General features: G+C 44.0%; 11 protein-coding genes and 2 pseudogenes. 2 read left to right on the top strand and 11 right to left on the bottom strand.

Translation table 11 applies throughout. The features are described 5' to 3' along the window. Nucleotides 1-67: 67 nt before the first annotated feature. The 4 genes from infB to JCM10512_RS03460 form a co-directional block, all read right to left on the bottom strand. On the bottom strand, nucleotides 68-3097 hold the full coding sequence (gene infB, locus JCM10512_RS03475; protein WP_044160449.1) for a translation initiation factor IF-2: 3030 nt from the start codon (nucleotides 3095-3097) through the stop codon (nucleotides 68-70). An 89-nt stretch (nucleotides 3098-3186) separates the two neighbouring features. After that, on the bottom strand, nucleotides 3187-4455 hold the full coding sequence (gene nusA, locus JCM10512_RS03470; protein ID WP_044160448.1) for a transcription termination factor NusA: 1269 nt from the start codon (nucleotides 4453-4455) through the stop codon (nucleotides 3187-3189). 2 nt (nucleotides 4456-4457) lie between these two features. After that, entirely contained in the window at nucleotides 4458-4925 is a 468-nt protein-coding gene (rimP, locus tag JCM10512_RS03465) for a ribosome assembly cofactor RimP (protein WP_044160447.1), read from the bottom strand. Between the two features lie 270 nt (nucleotides 4926-5195). Next, the gene (locus tag JCM10512_RS03460; protein ID WP_044160446.1) at nucleotides 5196-5894 is read right to left on the bottom strand and encodes a YgjP family zinc-dependent metalloprotease; all 699 of its coding nucleotides are present in this window, start codon (nucleotides 5892-5894) and stop codon (nucleotides 5196-5198) included. A 240-nt stretch (nucleotides 5895-6134) separates the two neighbouring features. Here JCM10512_RS03460 and JCM10512_RS03455 point away from each other — a divergent pair, with 240 nt between their 5' ends. Continuing rightward, complete coding sequence (locus JCM10512_RS03455) at nucleotides 6135-6911, top strand: head GIN domain-containing protein (protein WP_044160445.1); 777 nt, start codon at nucleotides 6135-6137, stop codon at nucleotides 6909-6911. A 209-nt stretch (nucleotides 6912-7120) separates the two neighbouring features. Here JCM10512_RS03455 and JCM10512_RS03450 read toward each other — a convergent pair whose 3' ends face one another. From JCM10512_RS03450 to JCM10512_RS03425, 6 genes and pseudogenes are all read right to left on the bottom strand, one after another. Next, nucleotides 7121-7597, bottom strand: a complete 477-nt coding sequence (locus JCM10512_RS03450; protein ID WP_044160444.1) for a PG0215 family putative anti-sigma factor — start codon at nucleotides 7595-7597, stop codon at nucleotides 7121-7123. After that, on the bottom strand, nucleotides 7587-8096 hold the full coding sequence (locus JCM10512_RS03445; RefSeq protein ID WP_044160443.1) for a GFO_1088 family ECF-type sigma factor: 510 nt from the start codon (nucleotides 8094-8096) through the stop codon (nucleotides 7587-7589). The genes JCM10512_RS03450 and JCM10512_RS03445 overlap by 11 nt, the downstream gene beginning before the upstream one ends. A 60-nt stretch (nucleotides 8097-8156) precedes the next feature. Next, nucleotides 8157-8984, bottom strand: coding sequence for an acetylglutamate kinase (gene argB, locus JCM10512_RS03440; RefSeq protein ID WP_044160442.1), 828 nt, complete (start codon nucleotides 8982-8984; stop codon nucleotides 8157-8159). Between the two features lie 93 nt (nucleotides 8985-9077). After that, nucleotides 9078-10969: pseudogene (speA, locus tag JCM10512_RS03435) on the bottom strand (biosynthetic arginine decarboxylase). 157 nt (nucleotides 10970-11126) lie between these two features. Then, complete coding sequence (locus JCM10512_RS03430) at nucleotides 11127-11654, bottom strand: shikimate kinase (protein ID WP_044160441.1); 528 nt, start codon at nucleotides 11652-11654, stop codon at nucleotides 11127-11129. 64 nt (nucleotides 11655-11718) lie between these two features. Then, the gene (locus JCM10512_RS03425) at nucleotides 11719-12321 is read right to left on the bottom strand and encodes a nitroreductase family protein (RefSeq protein WP_044160440.1); all 603 of its coding nucleotides are present in this window, start codon (nucleotides 12319-12321) and stop codon (nucleotides 11719-11721) included. Between the two features lie 144 nt (nucleotides 12322-12465). Between JCM10512_RS03425 and JCM10512_RS03420 the strand changes: the two genes are divergently transcribed. After that, on the top strand, nucleotides 12466-13089 hold the full coding sequence (locus tag JCM10512_RS03420; RefSeq protein ID WP_044160439.1) for a ribonuclease H1 domain-containing protein: 624 nt from the start codon (nucleotides 12466-12468) through the stop codon (nucleotides 13087-13089). Between the two features lie 33 nt (nucleotides 13090-13122). Here JCM10512_RS03420 and JCM10512_RS03415 read toward each other — a convergent pair. Next, nucleotides 13123-14957: pseudogene (locus JCM10512_RS03415) on the bottom strand (ABC transporter ATP-binding protein). Nucleotides 14958-15075: the final 118 nt, after the last annotated feature.

Genomic DNA, 15075 nt, shown 5'->3' with positions numbered 1-15075 from the left:
CGATACCACCTTTTATTTATCTAAGGTTACAACTCCATAAGAGCGCAACTCTCATTCTCTTACTTTCTTACAGGGTTTGCTTGATTTCTATTTCTTCATAGGTCTCAATCATGTCACCCGGCTTGATGTCATTGCAATTAACCAGGCTGATACCGCACTCGAAGTTAGTACCTACCTCCTTCACGTCATCCTTGAAGCGTTTCAGCGCATTAATGGATCCTGTAAAGACTACAATACCGTCGCGAATCAAACGTGCCTTGTCGGAGCGTTTCGCCTTTCCTGATTTCACCATAGAACCTGCTACCAAGCCCACCTTCGTGATGTTGAATACCTCGCGAACTTCGATAGTAGATGTCACCTGTTCTTTCACAACCGGCGCCAACATACCTTCCATAGCGGATTTCACTTCTTCGATCGCGTCGTAAATTACCGAGTACTTACGGATATCTACCCCTTCTTGCTCAGCCATCTTATAAGCTGCTCCGGAAGGACGCACCTGGAATCCAACTACAATAGCGTCGGAAGCTGCGGCCAAAGATACATCCGATTCGGAAATCTGACCGACTCCCTTATGGATTACATTAACCTGTATTTGTTCGGTAGACAACTTGATCAACGAGTCGCTCAAGGCTTCTACTGATCCGTCCACGTCACCCTTAACAATAATATTCAACTCCTGGAAGTTACCCAGTGCAATACGGCGACCCAACTCATCAAGTGTAAGGATCTTCTGCGTACGCAGTCCTTGTTCACGTTGTAACTGTTCGCGTTTATTGGTAATTTCACGTGCTTCCTGTTCAGTGTCCACAACGTGGAATACGTCACCGGCAGCAGGCGCACCGTTTAATCCCAAGATCAATGCCGGTTCCGAAGGACCTGCAGCCTTGCTCCGCTGATTACGTTCGTTGAACATTGCTTTCACACGTCCGTAACTAGTTCCTGCCAATACAATATCTCCTACTTTCAACGTACCGTTAGATACCAGAATAGTAGCTACGTATCCGCGTCCTTTATCCAGTGAAGACTCAATGATAGAACCCGTAGCATGACGATTCGGATTAGCTTTCAAATCAAGCATTTCCGCCTCTAACAATACTTTCTCCATCAATTCGTGCATTCCCAGACCTTTCTTAGCAGATACATCCTGTGATTGGTATTTACCTCCCCATTCTTCAACCAGGAAGTTCATGCCAGCCAGTTCTTCTTTTATCTTTTCCGGATTAGCCGTAGGCTTATCGATTTTATTAATTGCAAATACAATCGGTACTCCCGCAGCCATGGCGTGGTTGATAGCCTCCTTGGTTTGTGGCATCACATTGTCATCCGCTGCCACAATAATGATGGCAATATCGGTAACTTTAGCACCACGAGCACGCATCGCAGTAAACGCTTCGTGACCCGGAGTATCCAGGAACGTAATGCGGCGTCCGTCTTCCATCTTCACATTATATGCACCGATATGCTGCGTAATACCTCCGGCCTCACCGGCGATAACGTTTGCTTTACGAATATAGTCGAGCAAAGAAGTCTTACCGTGGTCAACGTGTCCCATCACGGTCACAATCGGAGCGCGTGGTTCCAAGTCTTCCGGATCATCTTCCACTTCCACAATAGCTTGTGCCACTTCGGCACTCACATATTCGGTCTTAAAGCCAAACTCTTCAGCAACCAGGTTGATTGTTTCCGCGTCCAAACGTTGGTTGATAGATACCATCATACCAATGCTCATACAAGTAGCGATAACCTGATTGACAGTGATGTCCATCATGGTTGCCAACTCGTTAGCCGTTACAAACTCGGTCAATTTCAATACTTTGCTTTCAGCCATTTCCTGATCTTCCAGTTCCTGCATACGGTTGGAAACCTGATCACGTTTTTCCTTACGGTACTTAGCTGCTCTATTTTTGCCTTTGGTTGTCAGACGAGCCAGAGTTTCTTTTACTTGCTTAGCTACATCTTCCTCACTAACCTCCTGCTTAATTACAGGTTTCTTGAACCGGTCTTTGTTCTTTCTTCCAGCGCCTCCGCCAGCGGCTCCTCCACCAGGCTTATTACCCGACTGACTGTTAGGCCTTGGGGCTGCAAAGTTGGAAGCTACTACATTTACGTCAACCTTTTCTTTATTGATCCGGTTACGTTTCTTCTTAGCAGCATTATCTCCACTTGCATCTTTACTACCGCCTTTCGTTGGCTTATTGTCTTCCTTACGGATTTCCTTTATGATTTGTTCTTTCATCAGTTTCTTCTGATCCTGACGAACCTTATCTTTTTCTTCGCGTTCGCGACGTTTTTCTTCCTTCGACTTCTTCTTCGGACGAGTGGACTGATTCAGTGCCGCCAAATCGATTTGGCCGATTACGTTAATCTTCGCACCTAATTCAGGCTGGCGAATCTTAAACACTTCATCTTCTTTCGACGCATCTTCTGATTCGACAGAAGCTTCTTCTTGTTTCTCAACTACCGCTTGTTGCACCTTGATTGGCGCAGCTTCAGGTTTCGGCTCCTCTTTTTTTACTTCTTTCACAGTTTTCGTCTCTACTACTGCTTTTGCTTCAACTACCGGTTCCGCTTGTTTAACGGGCTCGACAGGAGCTGGTGTTACATTTTTCTCTTCTTTCAGTTCAGGAATAACAGTCTTCTCCTCTGCCACCACCGGTACTTCTATTTTCTTTTCTTTGACCACAGGAGCTGGCTCCGTCTTCTCCACTTCTTTCACCGTTTCTTTTTCTACTTTGCGACTGTTGAGTTTATCTAAATCAATTTTTCCGACAGGTTTAAACTTCGGGCGAGCATCTTCCGGAACCACTGCCTTGATCATTTCTTCGGCCTTTGGCTTTTCCGGTTCTTTTTCAAAACCATCAATAGAGACCGATACTTTATTGCGGTCTTTATTCTGACGCTCCTGTATGAAACGCTCCGATTCTATTCTAAGGTTTTTATCCGTACTAAACTCCTTCACGAGTACGGCGTACTGCTCCTCACTAATTTTAGTATTAGGATTCGCCTCTACGGTATACCCTTTCTTTTGGAGGAACTCAACTACCGTCGTGATTCCTACATTCAAATCTCTTGTTACTTTGTTTAACCTTATCGTCATATTTTTAATTTAATGAATAAATGGAGCGAAGTTTAATAATGACGATCGACAATGATTAATTGCTAACCGTCAGCTGACAACCGGTATCATCAGTTAGTCTCTTCTTCTTCAAACTCCGATGTCAAAATACGTAATACTTCGTCCACCGTTTCTTCTTCTAAATCCGTTTTCTCAATCAACATCTCACGAGGTGCACTCAGTACGGATTTAGCTGTATCGATACCAATCGCTTTGATTGCATCAATCACCCATCCGTCGATTTCATCTCTAAATTCATCCAGGTAGATATCTTCATCCTGCACGCTTTCATCCAGTTCACGGAACACATCAATAGTGTACTCAGTCAACATACTGGCAAGTTTGATATTCAAACCGCCTTTACCAATAGCCAACGAGACCTCTTCCGGTTTAAGGAATACCTCTGCTTTCTTCTCTTCTTCATTCAAACGGATGGAAGAGACCTTAGCTGGGCTTAAGGCACGTTGAATAAACAATGAAATGTTAGACGTATAGTTAATCACGTCAATATTCTCATTGCGAAGTTCGCGAACGATGCCGTGAATACGACTACCCTTAACACCTACACAGGCACCTACGGGGTCGATTCTGTCATCGTAAGATTCAACCGCAATTTTGGCGCGTTCGCCAGGAATGCGGGCTATCTTCTTGATTGTAATCAAGCCATCATTTATCTCAGGTACTTCCATCTCAAACAAACGTTGTAAGAAAACGGGTGAAGTACGCGAAAGGATAATTTTGGGGTTGTTGTTCTTATTATCCACGCGGGCTACCACTGCGCGAGCAGTTTCTCCTTTGCGATAAAAGTCGCTCGGTATCTGCTCCGTTTTAGGCAGAAGCAACTCATTGCCCTCATCATCGAGAAGTAACGTCTCTTTTTTCCAGATCTGATAAACTTCAGCATTGACGATGGAACCCACTTTATCAATATACTTATTATAAAGGCTGTCCTTCTCCAATTCCAGGATCTTGGAAGCCAGTGTCTGGCGAAGGTTTAGAATAGCACGACGGCCGAACTTAGCGAAAATCACTTCGTCAGTTACCTCCTCGCCTATTTCGTAAGAAGCGTCTATCTGACGAGCCTCACTCAACGAAATCTGCATATTGGAATTTGTCAACTCCTCATCGGCCACAACTTCACGGTTACGCCATATTTCGAAGTCTCCCTTATCCGGATTAACGATAACGTCATAATTCTCATCGGTGCCAAACATTTTCGCGATAACACTACGGAATGACTCTTCGAGTACACTTACCATCGTGGTTCTATCGATATTTTTCAGTTCCTTAAATTCCGAAAATGTATCAATCAAGCTGATTGTTTCTTCTTTCTTGGCCATAATTATTTAAAACTAATTAAGTATTTAGTATATTTGATTTGCTCATAAGTAAAGGTTTCGTCCTCTTCCATCAGCGTAGGACGCTTAGCACCTTCAAGTTTGACTTTCTTTTGTACAGCTACGGTAAAGCGTTCTTCATCGGCGTCTTTCAAGACTCCGGTCAGTTTGCGACCATCTTTAGTCAGCACTTCCACATCTTGACCGATGTGAATATAATACTGTTGCACCACTTTGAAGGGTTGGCCAATTCCGGCAGACCCAACTTCCAGTTCATAATCCTCTTCCTCGCGGTTCAGTTTTGATTCAATGTAGCGGCTTAGCTCTACACAATCTTCGATCCAAACCCCTTCCGCATGGTCTATCTCAACCACAATTTTATCATCCGGGCTTACTGTCACTTCCACTAGGAAGTAGTCTTTTCCCTTCAGCCATTCTTCTACAATCGGGCAAACAGTTTTCTTTTCTATCATTTATTAGCTATTAAGAACAAAAAAAAGGAGCTTAATCGCCCCTCCACCTTTCATCCGTTTCCGGTTGCAAAGATATAAATAAAATGTTCGACTACAAAACATTAAAGAAAAAAAGTATGTTTTAACGCTATAACAGCCCAAACTTTATGCTGATGTTTCAAAAAACACACAATTCTCTTGATTATCAGCTCTTGTTCCATCGTTCCTCACCCTTTTCTCTTCGTCAATTTACACAGAAGCTACGCTTGCAATTGCGCACACCTCAACAGGTTACACCTCCGTTCGATATCCGCGAAGCTCTTTTCTCAATTGCAAAGCCTTTCCGCCTGTCAGTTGGTTTAGCAACGCCCAAAAACGCTCGCTGTGATTCATTTCACGTGTATGACAGAGTTCGTGCAAAAGCACATAGTCGATCAGATGAGTAGGAAGTAGCAATAAAAAATAAGAAAGATTGATATTCTTTCGAGCAGAGCAACTTCCCCACCGCCCCTGACTGGAGTTTATCTTCACACTGGTATAAGGGAGTCCGGCTTGCTTGGATAATAGCTCCAAACGAGCAGGCAGGATCTCTTTCGCATTCCGCCTCAATGACTCTTCAATCACTTTACGCAGCCAGTTTTGCAAATCTTCATCTGCAAAGTCGGCATGAGGGGGACAAACGACCTGCATTACGCCCAAGCTTGAATTAGCCAGAAACCGGTCTTTTTCTCCACTGACCAGCGTGAGCTTAAAATAATCGGCATTTATTTCATACGTCAAGTCGATCAGAGGCCGTTCTTGCCTTTGACGAGCAGCCAAAAGCTTCTTACGCAAACTCTCCACCGCACGCTTGACCTCGTTAGTAGTAGTACCGGGAGGAACCGAGACATAAACAGCGTCTCGCTTTGTACGGAACACCAAACTTTTCGCACGTGGGCTAACACGTATTATTAAACGTCCAATCTCTTTATCTTCAATACAGGTCTCCATCCACTTTTACCATTTACCCGGCAAATGTAAGCAACTTATTGATTCCGGAAGTGTACTTTGCTTTTTTTATCATATGTTCTGCCGATTGGGAGTAAGCCTAAAAAAACAAGTCGCCCGTGCAACTTTCACTCACCGAATCACGTCTAATCAAATAGTTGAAGAAACATCGACTCCAATCTTGATGGCATACAAAATGTTTCTTTTACAAATATTGAAATACTAATTATAAAAAAGAAGCATATGAAAAAAAATGTAACCCTCGTGATCTGTCTTTTATCGATCATGCTAACAGCTTGCTCACAAGGCAAACCCGTTTTCGCCAATGAGAACTATGTCACCAAGAAAATCGCCGTAGAACCGTTTACCGGAGTCAACATCTTCGGCAGTGCAGACATCATCTACACACCAGGCCCCACACAAGAAGTAGAGGTGTATGCTTCGGATAACATCATCGGGCAACTCGACCTCAGCGTAGAAGACGGTGTGTTAACAACCCGATTCAAGAAGAATACATACATTCTCAAACGAGGAAAATTGATTATACGGATTACCAGTCCGGAACTCTCTTCTGCAAGCATCAATGGATCGGGCAATATCTCCTTCAAGGAAGGTGTCAAAAGCCCCGTTGACTTCAAACTCACCATTAATGGTTCGGGAGACATCCGGGCAAATTCAATACAATGCCATAAACTCTCTCTTTCAATCAACGGATCGGGTAATGCCATTTTGAAGGGTATTAACAGCAAGGCATGCCATGCTCAGATTGCCGGTTCAGGAGACATCGCACTTACCGGTTCGACAGAAGCAGCCGTTTACAGCATTGCGGGTTCGGGAAACATTGATGCTACCAACTTAAAAGCTGAGTCTGTGACATCGTCCACGAGTGGTTCGGGAAATATTCAGTGCTATGCTGCAACCAAGTTAAAAGCTCGGATAAGCGGTTCCGGTAACATCTCTTATAAGGGGAACCCACAGGATATCGATTTCCCACGAAAAGGATTGCGTAAGCTTGATTAATTTCGGAGTAGTTATGGGACGAATAGAAGCTTTCGTCTATCTATTCGACCCTGTATAAATAATAAAAGGGCTGCTGCATCGCGCGGTAGCCCATTTATTTAGTTAGTTTTTTCTAAAATTTTGAGAGAATTGAAACTTCGCAGCTTCAAGTTGTTGTTTTAATTAAGCACACTAACTTGTATTTATATGTTTAAAGCAAATGAAAATATCTATTTTTTCAGCACCTGCACCTTATTCATCTTTTGCAGGCTGTCTGCCAATACCTGATCCGCTTTCGCTTCATCAGACAAAGCTACCGAAGGTGCTGTCACCTGTTTGCCGATTGTATCTGTTGCCAGTACTTTTCCGTCATCACCGGTGAATGAATGCTGTGCTACGTTACCTAATGAAAGCACTAAGGCAATCACGGCAGCAGCTTTGAACAGAGGTACGAATCGACCGACCAACGTCATACGTCTGGCTTTTACAACAGGTACTTCAACCTGTGCCAATATGCGAGCGTCGAAATCATCACCCAACCCTACTTCTTTTTGTATTTGCTGATAAGCAAACAGTTCTTTGTAACGAAGTAGATGAGCAGGAACATCTTCTTGAGAGAAGAAAGAACGTAGCTGTGCTTCTTCCTGCACGGAAGTCTCACATTGCCAATAGCGTTCCAGTAACTGTTCTATATATCTATAATCCATATTCGTCAATCTCTAAATAGCGTTGTTTAACTTTTTGTCTGGCTCTGAAGAGGTTCACTTTAACTTGTTCCTCGGTCAGATTCAGAATCGTTGCAATCTTTTTGTAGCTCTCACCTTCAATATCTCTCAACTGCATGATGAGACGTTGTTTTTCGGGAAGCTCGTTTACCAGCCGATGGATAAGATTCATTCGTTCCTCATTGACCAATTGGTCGTACGGCCCGCTTGCATCCGGCTCTTCTGCCAATTCCGGGGTAAGTTCTAAGTGCTGAGCTTCTTTCTTCTGACTCCTGTCTATTGCCAAATTCTTGGCTACTACCAAACAATAGGCTTCTACAGAATCAAACTGAGACCACTCATCACGCTTATTCCACACCCTTATCATGGTATCCTGAACGACATCTTCTGCCTCGGCCCTATCAAGGGTTATCCGGAGCGCCAGTCGAAAGAGCTTATCTTTCAACGGCAATATATCGTTTCGGAAGCTGATTTCTTGCATCTCTATAATAATGACGAACTGGAATGCGAAAAGTTACAGGCATTCCTGCTTTTTTTTGAATTATTTTTTAATACGAGTTCCTTCGGGACTGTTAATCGCTGACGCTAAGGTAATTACAACCTCGCTCACTCCGGCATTAATTGCTTCAAAAGAATTTTCAAGTTTCGGAATCATACCTCCTTGAATGACACCATCGGCCACATACTGCTCAAATTCGGCTCGGGTAATCTGTGGAATCACACTTTCATCATCCGCCTCATCGCGTAGTACTCCTTTTTTTTCGAAGCAGTATACCAGTGTCACATCAAATAAGGCAGCCAGTGCTTTGGCTGTTTCTCCGGCAATGGTATCGGCATTGGTATTGAGCATATTTCCCTGTCCGTCATGCGTGAGCGGCGCCATTACAGGAACCACTCCTTTGCGAATCAGATCGGCCAGTAGGGTGGCATCTACCTCTTTCACATCACCCACAAAACCATAGTCAACTTCTTTCACGGGACGCTTAACCGAGCGGATTACATCCATATCTGCTCCGGTCAGCCCGAGTGCATTCACACCACGCGCCTGCAAGCCGGCTACAATATTCTTATTTACTAATCCGCCATATACCATCGTCACCACATTCAATGTGGCAGCGTCGGTTATCCGGCGTCCATTAACCATGTGGCTTTCAATGCCTAATTGCGCAGCGAGCTTTGTGGCGGAGCGTCCACCGCCATGCACCAATACTTTGTGACCATCGATAGCGGCAAAGTCGTCCAACAACTGACGGAGCGTAGCTTCTTCTTCCACAATTTTACCTCCTACCTTTATAACAGTAAGAGTTTCGCCCCGTCCCTTTCCAACGGCAAGAGAGGAGGTTACATCTGCTTTATCTTTGCTTAACATATTTCGGCTTTTATATTATTCATTCCCACCGGGAGCCCGGCAGATATCAAAAACGCCCCTAGCCCTCTTTTGAGAGAGTCAGGGGCGAAGATCTTATTCTAAATAGGTATATCCGTAGAGTCCCGAACGATAGTTCGATAAGAACTCTTTTCCTTCTTCAACTGAAATCTTACCGTCTTTTACTGATTTAGTCACCCATGTTTCCAAGGTACGAACCAGTTTTTTGGGGTTGTATTGTACATAGTCCAACACTTCCGCCACGGTTTCACCATCGATAATCTGTTCGATGTTATAGCCTTTCTCACCCACAACTACATGCACCGCATTGGTATCACCAAACAGGTTATGCATATCACCCAGAATCTCCTGATAAGCGCCAACGAGGAAAACAGCCAGATAATAAGGCTCTGTTTTCTTCAGGCTGTGCACCGGCATATAATGGGCAACATTTCGCGTTGAAATGAAATTGGCAATCTTTCCGTCCGAATCACAGGTTATATCCTGCAAGGTAGCCGACCGGTCGGGCTTCTCATCCAACCGCTGAATAGGCATGATCGGAAATATCTGATCGATAGCCCAAGAGTCCGGCAGAGACTGGAACAAAGAGAAGTTACAGAAATATTTATCCGCCAACAGTTTCGATAAGCCCCGGAATTCATCAGGAGCATGCTTCAACCCATCGGCTATTTGATTGATCTCACGTGTGATGGACCAGTATAGGCGTTCGATTTGGGCACGAGTCTTCAGATCGACAATACCATGGCTGAATAGATCGAGCGCTTCTTCCCGGATCTGTTGTGCGTCATGCCATGCTTCGAGCATCTTATTCTGATTCAAGCTATCCCAAATACCATAAAGTTCCTGTACCAACTCATGTGCATTCTCCGGAATCACGTCTTCGTCATCCCATTCGGGCAAGGTAGCCGTCTCCAAGACTTCAAAGACCAGAACGGAGTGATGCGCGGTAAGCGCCCGCCCACTTTCCGTAATTATATTCGGATGTGGAATGTCGTTCTTATCACTTACATCGACCAAGGTAGAGATAGAGTCGTTCACATATTCCTGAATGGAATAGTTCACGCTTCCTCCGCTACTCGATGAACGGGTTCCGTCATAATCGACTCCCAATCCGCCACCGATATCGACAAATTCGACTTTAAATCCCATGGCATGAAGTTGCACATAGAACTGAGAAGCCTCGCGCAAAGCGGTTTTAATGCGACGTATCTTCGTCACTTGGCTTCCAATATGGAAATGAATTAATTTCAGCGATTCTTTCAAGCCTTTGCTTTCCATGAAGTCAAGCGCTTCGAGCAGTTCGCTGGAGGTTAATCCGAACTTACTGGCATCTCCTCCCGACTCTTCCCATTTACCACTGCCGGAGGAAGCTAGCTTGATACGTATACCGATATTCGGTTTTACATTCAACTGCTTGGCCATCTTGGCTATCAGCTTGAGTTCATTTAGCTTTTCAACCACCAGGAAAATGCGCTTACCCATCTTCTGAGCAAGCAGTGCGAGTTCAATATAGCTCTCGTCTTTATAGCCATTGCAGATGATCAACGAATCAGAATCCGTATTGACTGCAATCACCGCATGGAGCTCGGGTTTGGAACCTGCCTCCAGGCCGAGGTTAAACTTCTTGCCGTGGCTGATGATTTCTTCGACCACCGGACGCATCTGATTTACCTTAATGGGGTAAATAATGAAGTTCTCCGCCTTGTAATCATACGCCTCAGCTGCCTGTTTAAAACAGGATGTCATCTTTTCTATTCGGTTGTCCAGAATATCCGGAAACCGCACCAGCATGGGAGCGGAAACATCCCGCAACTGCAACTCATCAACCAATTCTTTCAGTCGACTCCGACGCCATCCTTTCGCGGTGTAACAACGACATGACCTTTGTCATTTATACCAAAGTACGAGGTACCCCAACCTGTGATGTTGTAGAGCTCCTCAGAATCTTCAATACGCCATTTTCTCATTTTCTTTATTCAGTAGTTTAAAAAATATTTAGATGGCAAAAATACGGATTAATCTACAGGTAGCCTATAGATTAGCCATTATTTCTTTCAAAATGACCCACATATCTAGTGTAGTCCGGTCAACAAGGTAGCTGTGCCAGCTAAATAATATAAGATATTATAATTCGAGGAGTTCCTGCAAACGATCTACAGAGGCTTCAATCTCGTGATAGCTTTCCAATTCGTCTGCATTGAAAATATGATGTGCTTGGGTGTAGTAAGGTGCCCGCTTTTCAAGTGCCTGCGTAATAAACTCTTTGAGTTCTTCATCTTGCTTGCCTTGTAGTATGGGCCGTTGTTGTTTGGCAATGCACAAACGCTGAAACAGCACATCGGGGTGTACATTCAGGAAGACAGTCTTACCGACCTGATTCATGAATTCCATATTATCAAAGAAACAAGGAGCGCCCCCACCTGTCGAGATGATTACGTCTTCAAACTCAGCTACCTCATGAAGCATCGTTCGTTCAAGCTCCCGAAATCCGGTTTCGCCCCGTTCCGTAAACAATTCACCAACAGTTTTGTGAAAACGTTCTTCAATATACCAGTCTAAATCAACAAACGGTATATTCAGCTTCCGGGCAAAGGCTTTGCCCAAAGTTGTTTTGCCGGCACCCATATAGCCGGTAAGGAATATACGAATCATAAATCACTAATTTTGCGGACAAAATTAGTGATTTAATGTATAATGGATAATAAATACCAACTATTTATTTAAAAATCTTCACCCGACTCTCCAAGGGTTGGAATTCTTTTGCACCCGGATCACCCGCTGGAGTTCCAAAAGGCATCTGTGCAATCAAGTTCCAAGTTTCCGGTAGATTCCACGTACGGCGTACTTCCGCATCGATCAACGGGTTGTAATGTTGAAGTGAAGCGCCAAAACCGGCATCTTCCAACATAGTCCATACAGCCAATTGATGCATAGCTGACGTTTGCAGCGACCATCCGGGGAAGTTTTCCTGATAAGAAGGGAATGCGTCCTGCAATCCTTTGACAACTGTCTGATCTTCGAAGAAAAGAACGGTTCCGTATCCAGCGGCAAACGAATGGTTTATTTTCTCTTCCGTTTTAACGAAAGCTTGGGCAGGCACAATCTTCTTTAATGTGTCTTTTACAATTCCCCATAACTTCTGATGAGAATCACCCAGCAACAAGACGACACGGGTAGATTGTGAGTTAAAAGAAGAGGGCACATGCGTAACAGCAAAATTTACGATTTGCTCTATTTCACCATCCGAAATAGGTGATTGATTGGAAATTGAGTAGTAAGTCCGCCGATTCTTCAAGGCTTCAGTAAAAGTTCGTTTCATAATAGTTCTTTTTATCTTAATGTTATTTGTTATGCAAAAACGCTGTCTTTTTACAACAAGTAGTACGCGCCATTTGTTCATTTATAAAATATATTTGTACCTTCGCACAGTTAATGTGATTGGCAATTTAATTCATCAGCGGAAATGGCTAAGCAGAAGTTTTATGTAGTATGGGAAGGGGTCACTCCGGGGGTATACACTTCATGGACGGATTGTCAACTTCAAATCAAAGGATACGAAGGAGCTAAATATAAATCTTTTGACACGCGCGAAGAAGCCGAGCGCGCCATATCGAGTTCGCCGTATGCCTACATTGGCAAGAACGCTAAGAAAAAGACGCAGACTCCCACTACAGACCCTTCTTCGGTGCTCGACAATAGCCTGTCGGTAGATGCCGCTTGCAGTGGCAACCCCGGGCCGATGGAGTATCGAGGGGTACATGTTGCCAGTCAGCAAGAGATTTTTCGCTTCGGCCCGATGAAGGGTACAAACAATATCGGGGAGTTTCTGGCTATCGTACATGGATTGGCGTTGCTGAAGCAAAAGAAATTTGATATGCCGATCTACAGTGACAGCATGATTGCCATCAGTTGGGTGCGCCAGAAAAAGTGCAAGACCAAATTGCCTCGTACCGCTGAGACCGAAGAACTTTTCTTATTAATAGAACGGGCAGAAAAGTGGCTCAAAAGCAACACTTATTCTACCCGTATTCTGAAATGGGAGACCAAAGAGTGGGGAGAGATCCCGGCTGACTTCGGTCGTAAATAAGATTAAAGACTGCTGAGGTTAGCAGGGCATTCTTTATAATGCCTGCATATCATTAAGTCTCTTGTAATAACCATCCAATTCCAACAAATCGTCGTGTTTACCACGTTCTACGATTTCTCCTTCATAAAGTACACAGATCTCATCCGCGTTCTTAATGGTAGAAAGACGGTGCGCAATAGCAATGGTCGTACGCGTCTTCATCAAACGCTCCAAAGCTTCTTGTACCAAGCGTTCTGATTCCGTATCCAATGCAGAGGTAGCCTCATCCAAAATCAGAATCGGAGGATTCTTTAAGATTGCACGGGCGATACTAATACGCTGACGCTGGCCTCCGGACAGTTTACCGCCACGGTCACCAATATTGGTTTCATAGCCATCCGGCTTTTCCATGATAAAATCATGCGCGTTGGCGATTTTAGCCGCTTCTACAACTTGTTCCATCGTAGCACTTTCCACGCCAAAAGCTATGTTGTTGAAGAATGTATCATTAAAGAGAATCGCTTCCTGGTTTACATTACCGATTAAACTGCGTAGCTCGGCAATACGCACATCGCGGATACTAATTCCATCAATGGTGATGTCTCCTTCTTGCACGTCATGATAGCGAGGCAACAGGTCGACAAGCGTAGATTTTCCGGATCCGGACTGGCCAACCAATGCAATGGTATGCCCTTTCGGCACGGTTAAGTCCACATTCTTCAGGACTTCTCTTACGCCATCATAGCTGAAAGAGATGTTTTTAAATTCGATCTTATCATGCATGCCCTTCAAAGGTTTCGGATTTTCGATCTCTCTGATAGGATTCACCGCTTTCAATATTTTATCCACACGCTCCATGGAAGCCAAACCTTTCGGAATGTTATATCCTGCTTTGGCAAAGTCCTTCAGTGGATTGATTACACTATACAAAATAACCATGTAGAAGATAAAGGTCGGTGCGGACAAGGAGGAGTTATGCCCCAGAATCAGCGCACCACCAAACCAAAGTACCGAAACAATCAGAAGCGTACCGAGGAACTCACTCATCGGGTGCGCCAAAGCCTGTCGCATGGCAACTCTGTTAACCGCGTCACGAAGCTCATTACTACACTTGGCAAAACGGTTGATCATCCGGTCTTCCGCAATGAAGGCTTGATGATACGCAGACCGCCTAATGTCTCTTCCAATTGCGCCATGGTATCACTCCATTTTCCTTGCGCTTCCAAGGACTGGCGTTTCAATTTTCGTCCCACTTTACCCATAAACCAACCCATGGCAGGCAATACGAGTATTGTAAAAAGGGTTAACTGCCAACTGGTAATGATCAAGGTAATGAAATATAAAAGGATCATGATGGGACTCTTGATCAGCATATCCAACGAACTGGTAATCGAATTCTCCACCTCACCTACGTCACCACTCATACGGGCGATGATATCACCTTTTTTCTCTTCGGAGAAAAAGGCCATCGGCAGACGCATTACTTTGGCATAAACCATAATACGGATATCTCGAACAACTCCTGTACGCAACGGAATCATCACAGCCGAAGACGCAAAGTAGCATGATGTTTTGAATAAAGTCATCACAGCCAGAAACAGGCCTAAAAAGACCAGCGCAGTAGTAGCGCCGTTTACCTGAATCATCTGGGTTACATAATAATAGAAATTATTTATAGCGACATCTTTAAAGCCTGCACTCCCCCATTCCATAAACTCATATACTTTGCTATTTTCGCCGGTTTTAAACAAGATGTCTAAAATCGGGATCAATAAAGTAAATGAAAACACATTAAATACAGCAGATAAAATATTCAGCAGAACAGCCCAACCGATATACTTTTTGTAAGGCGACACAAACCGCCGCATTAATTGCAAGAATTCCTTCATTACTTGTTGTTAAATAAGTTAAGGGCGCAAATATACAATAAAACCGATTAACAGAAAGTAGTTTCATCATTTATTAACTCGTTTTATGGCGAATGCGCCCTACAACCCATTTTTTAGT

The organism is Bacteroides reticulotermitis JCM 10512 (genome assembly GCF_000517545.1).
GTDB classification, from domain to species: Bacteria; Bacteroidota; Bacteroidia; order Bacteroidales; family Bacteroidaceae; genus Bacteroides; species Bacteroides reticulotermitis.
The sequence above is the reverse complement of the archived record's forward strand: the minus strand, read 5'-3'. Positions and strand labels throughout refer to the sequence as shown.

Excerpts from the sequence above, each read along its gene's own strand:
- rimP (WP_044160447.1), bottom strand. The coding sequence starts at position 4,925 with ATGATAGAAAAGAAAACTGTTTGCCCGATTGTAGAAGAATGGCTGAAG.
- infB (WP_044160449.1), bottom strand. The coding sequence starts at position 3,097 with ATGACGATAAGGTTAAACAAAGTAACAAGAGATTTGAATGTAGGAATC.
- JCM10512_RS03430 (WP_044160441.1), bottom strand. The coding sequence starts at position 11,654 with ATGATTCGTATATTCCTTACCGGCTATATGGGTGCCGGCAAAACAACT.
- JCM10512_RS03425 (WP_044160440.1), bottom strand. The coding sequence starts at position 12,321 with ATGAAACGAACTTTTACTGAAGCCTTGAAGAATCGGCGGACTTACTAC.
- JCM10512_RS03460 (WP_044160446.1), bottom strand. The coding sequence starts at position 5,894 with ATGGAGACCTGTATTGAAGATAAAGAGATTGGACGTTTAATAATACGT.
- JCM10512_RS03420 (WP_044160439.1), top strand. The coding sequence starts at position 12,466 with ATGGCTAAGCAGAAGTTTTATGTAGTATGGGAAGGGGTCACTCCGGGG.
- argB (WP_044160442.1), bottom strand. The coding sequence starts at position 8,984 with ATGTTAAGCAAAGATAAAGCAGATGTAACCTCCTCTCTTGCCGTTGGA.
- JCM10512_RS03455 (WP_044160445.1), top strand. The coding sequence starts at position 6,135 with ATGAAAAAAAATGTAACCCTCGTGATCTGTCTTTTATCGATCATGCTA.
- nusA (WP_044160448.1), bottom strand. The coding sequence starts at position 4,455 with ATGGCCAAGAAAGAAGAAACAATCAGCTTGATTGATACATTTTCGGAA.
- JCM10512_RS03450 (WP_044160444.1), bottom strand. The coding sequence starts at position 7,597 with ATGGATTATAGATATATAGAACAGTTACTGGAACGCTATTGGCAATGT.
- JCM10512_RS03445 (WP_044160443.1), bottom strand. The coding sequence starts at position 8,096 with ATGCAAGAAATCAGCTTCCGAAACGATATATTGCCGTTGAAAGATAAG.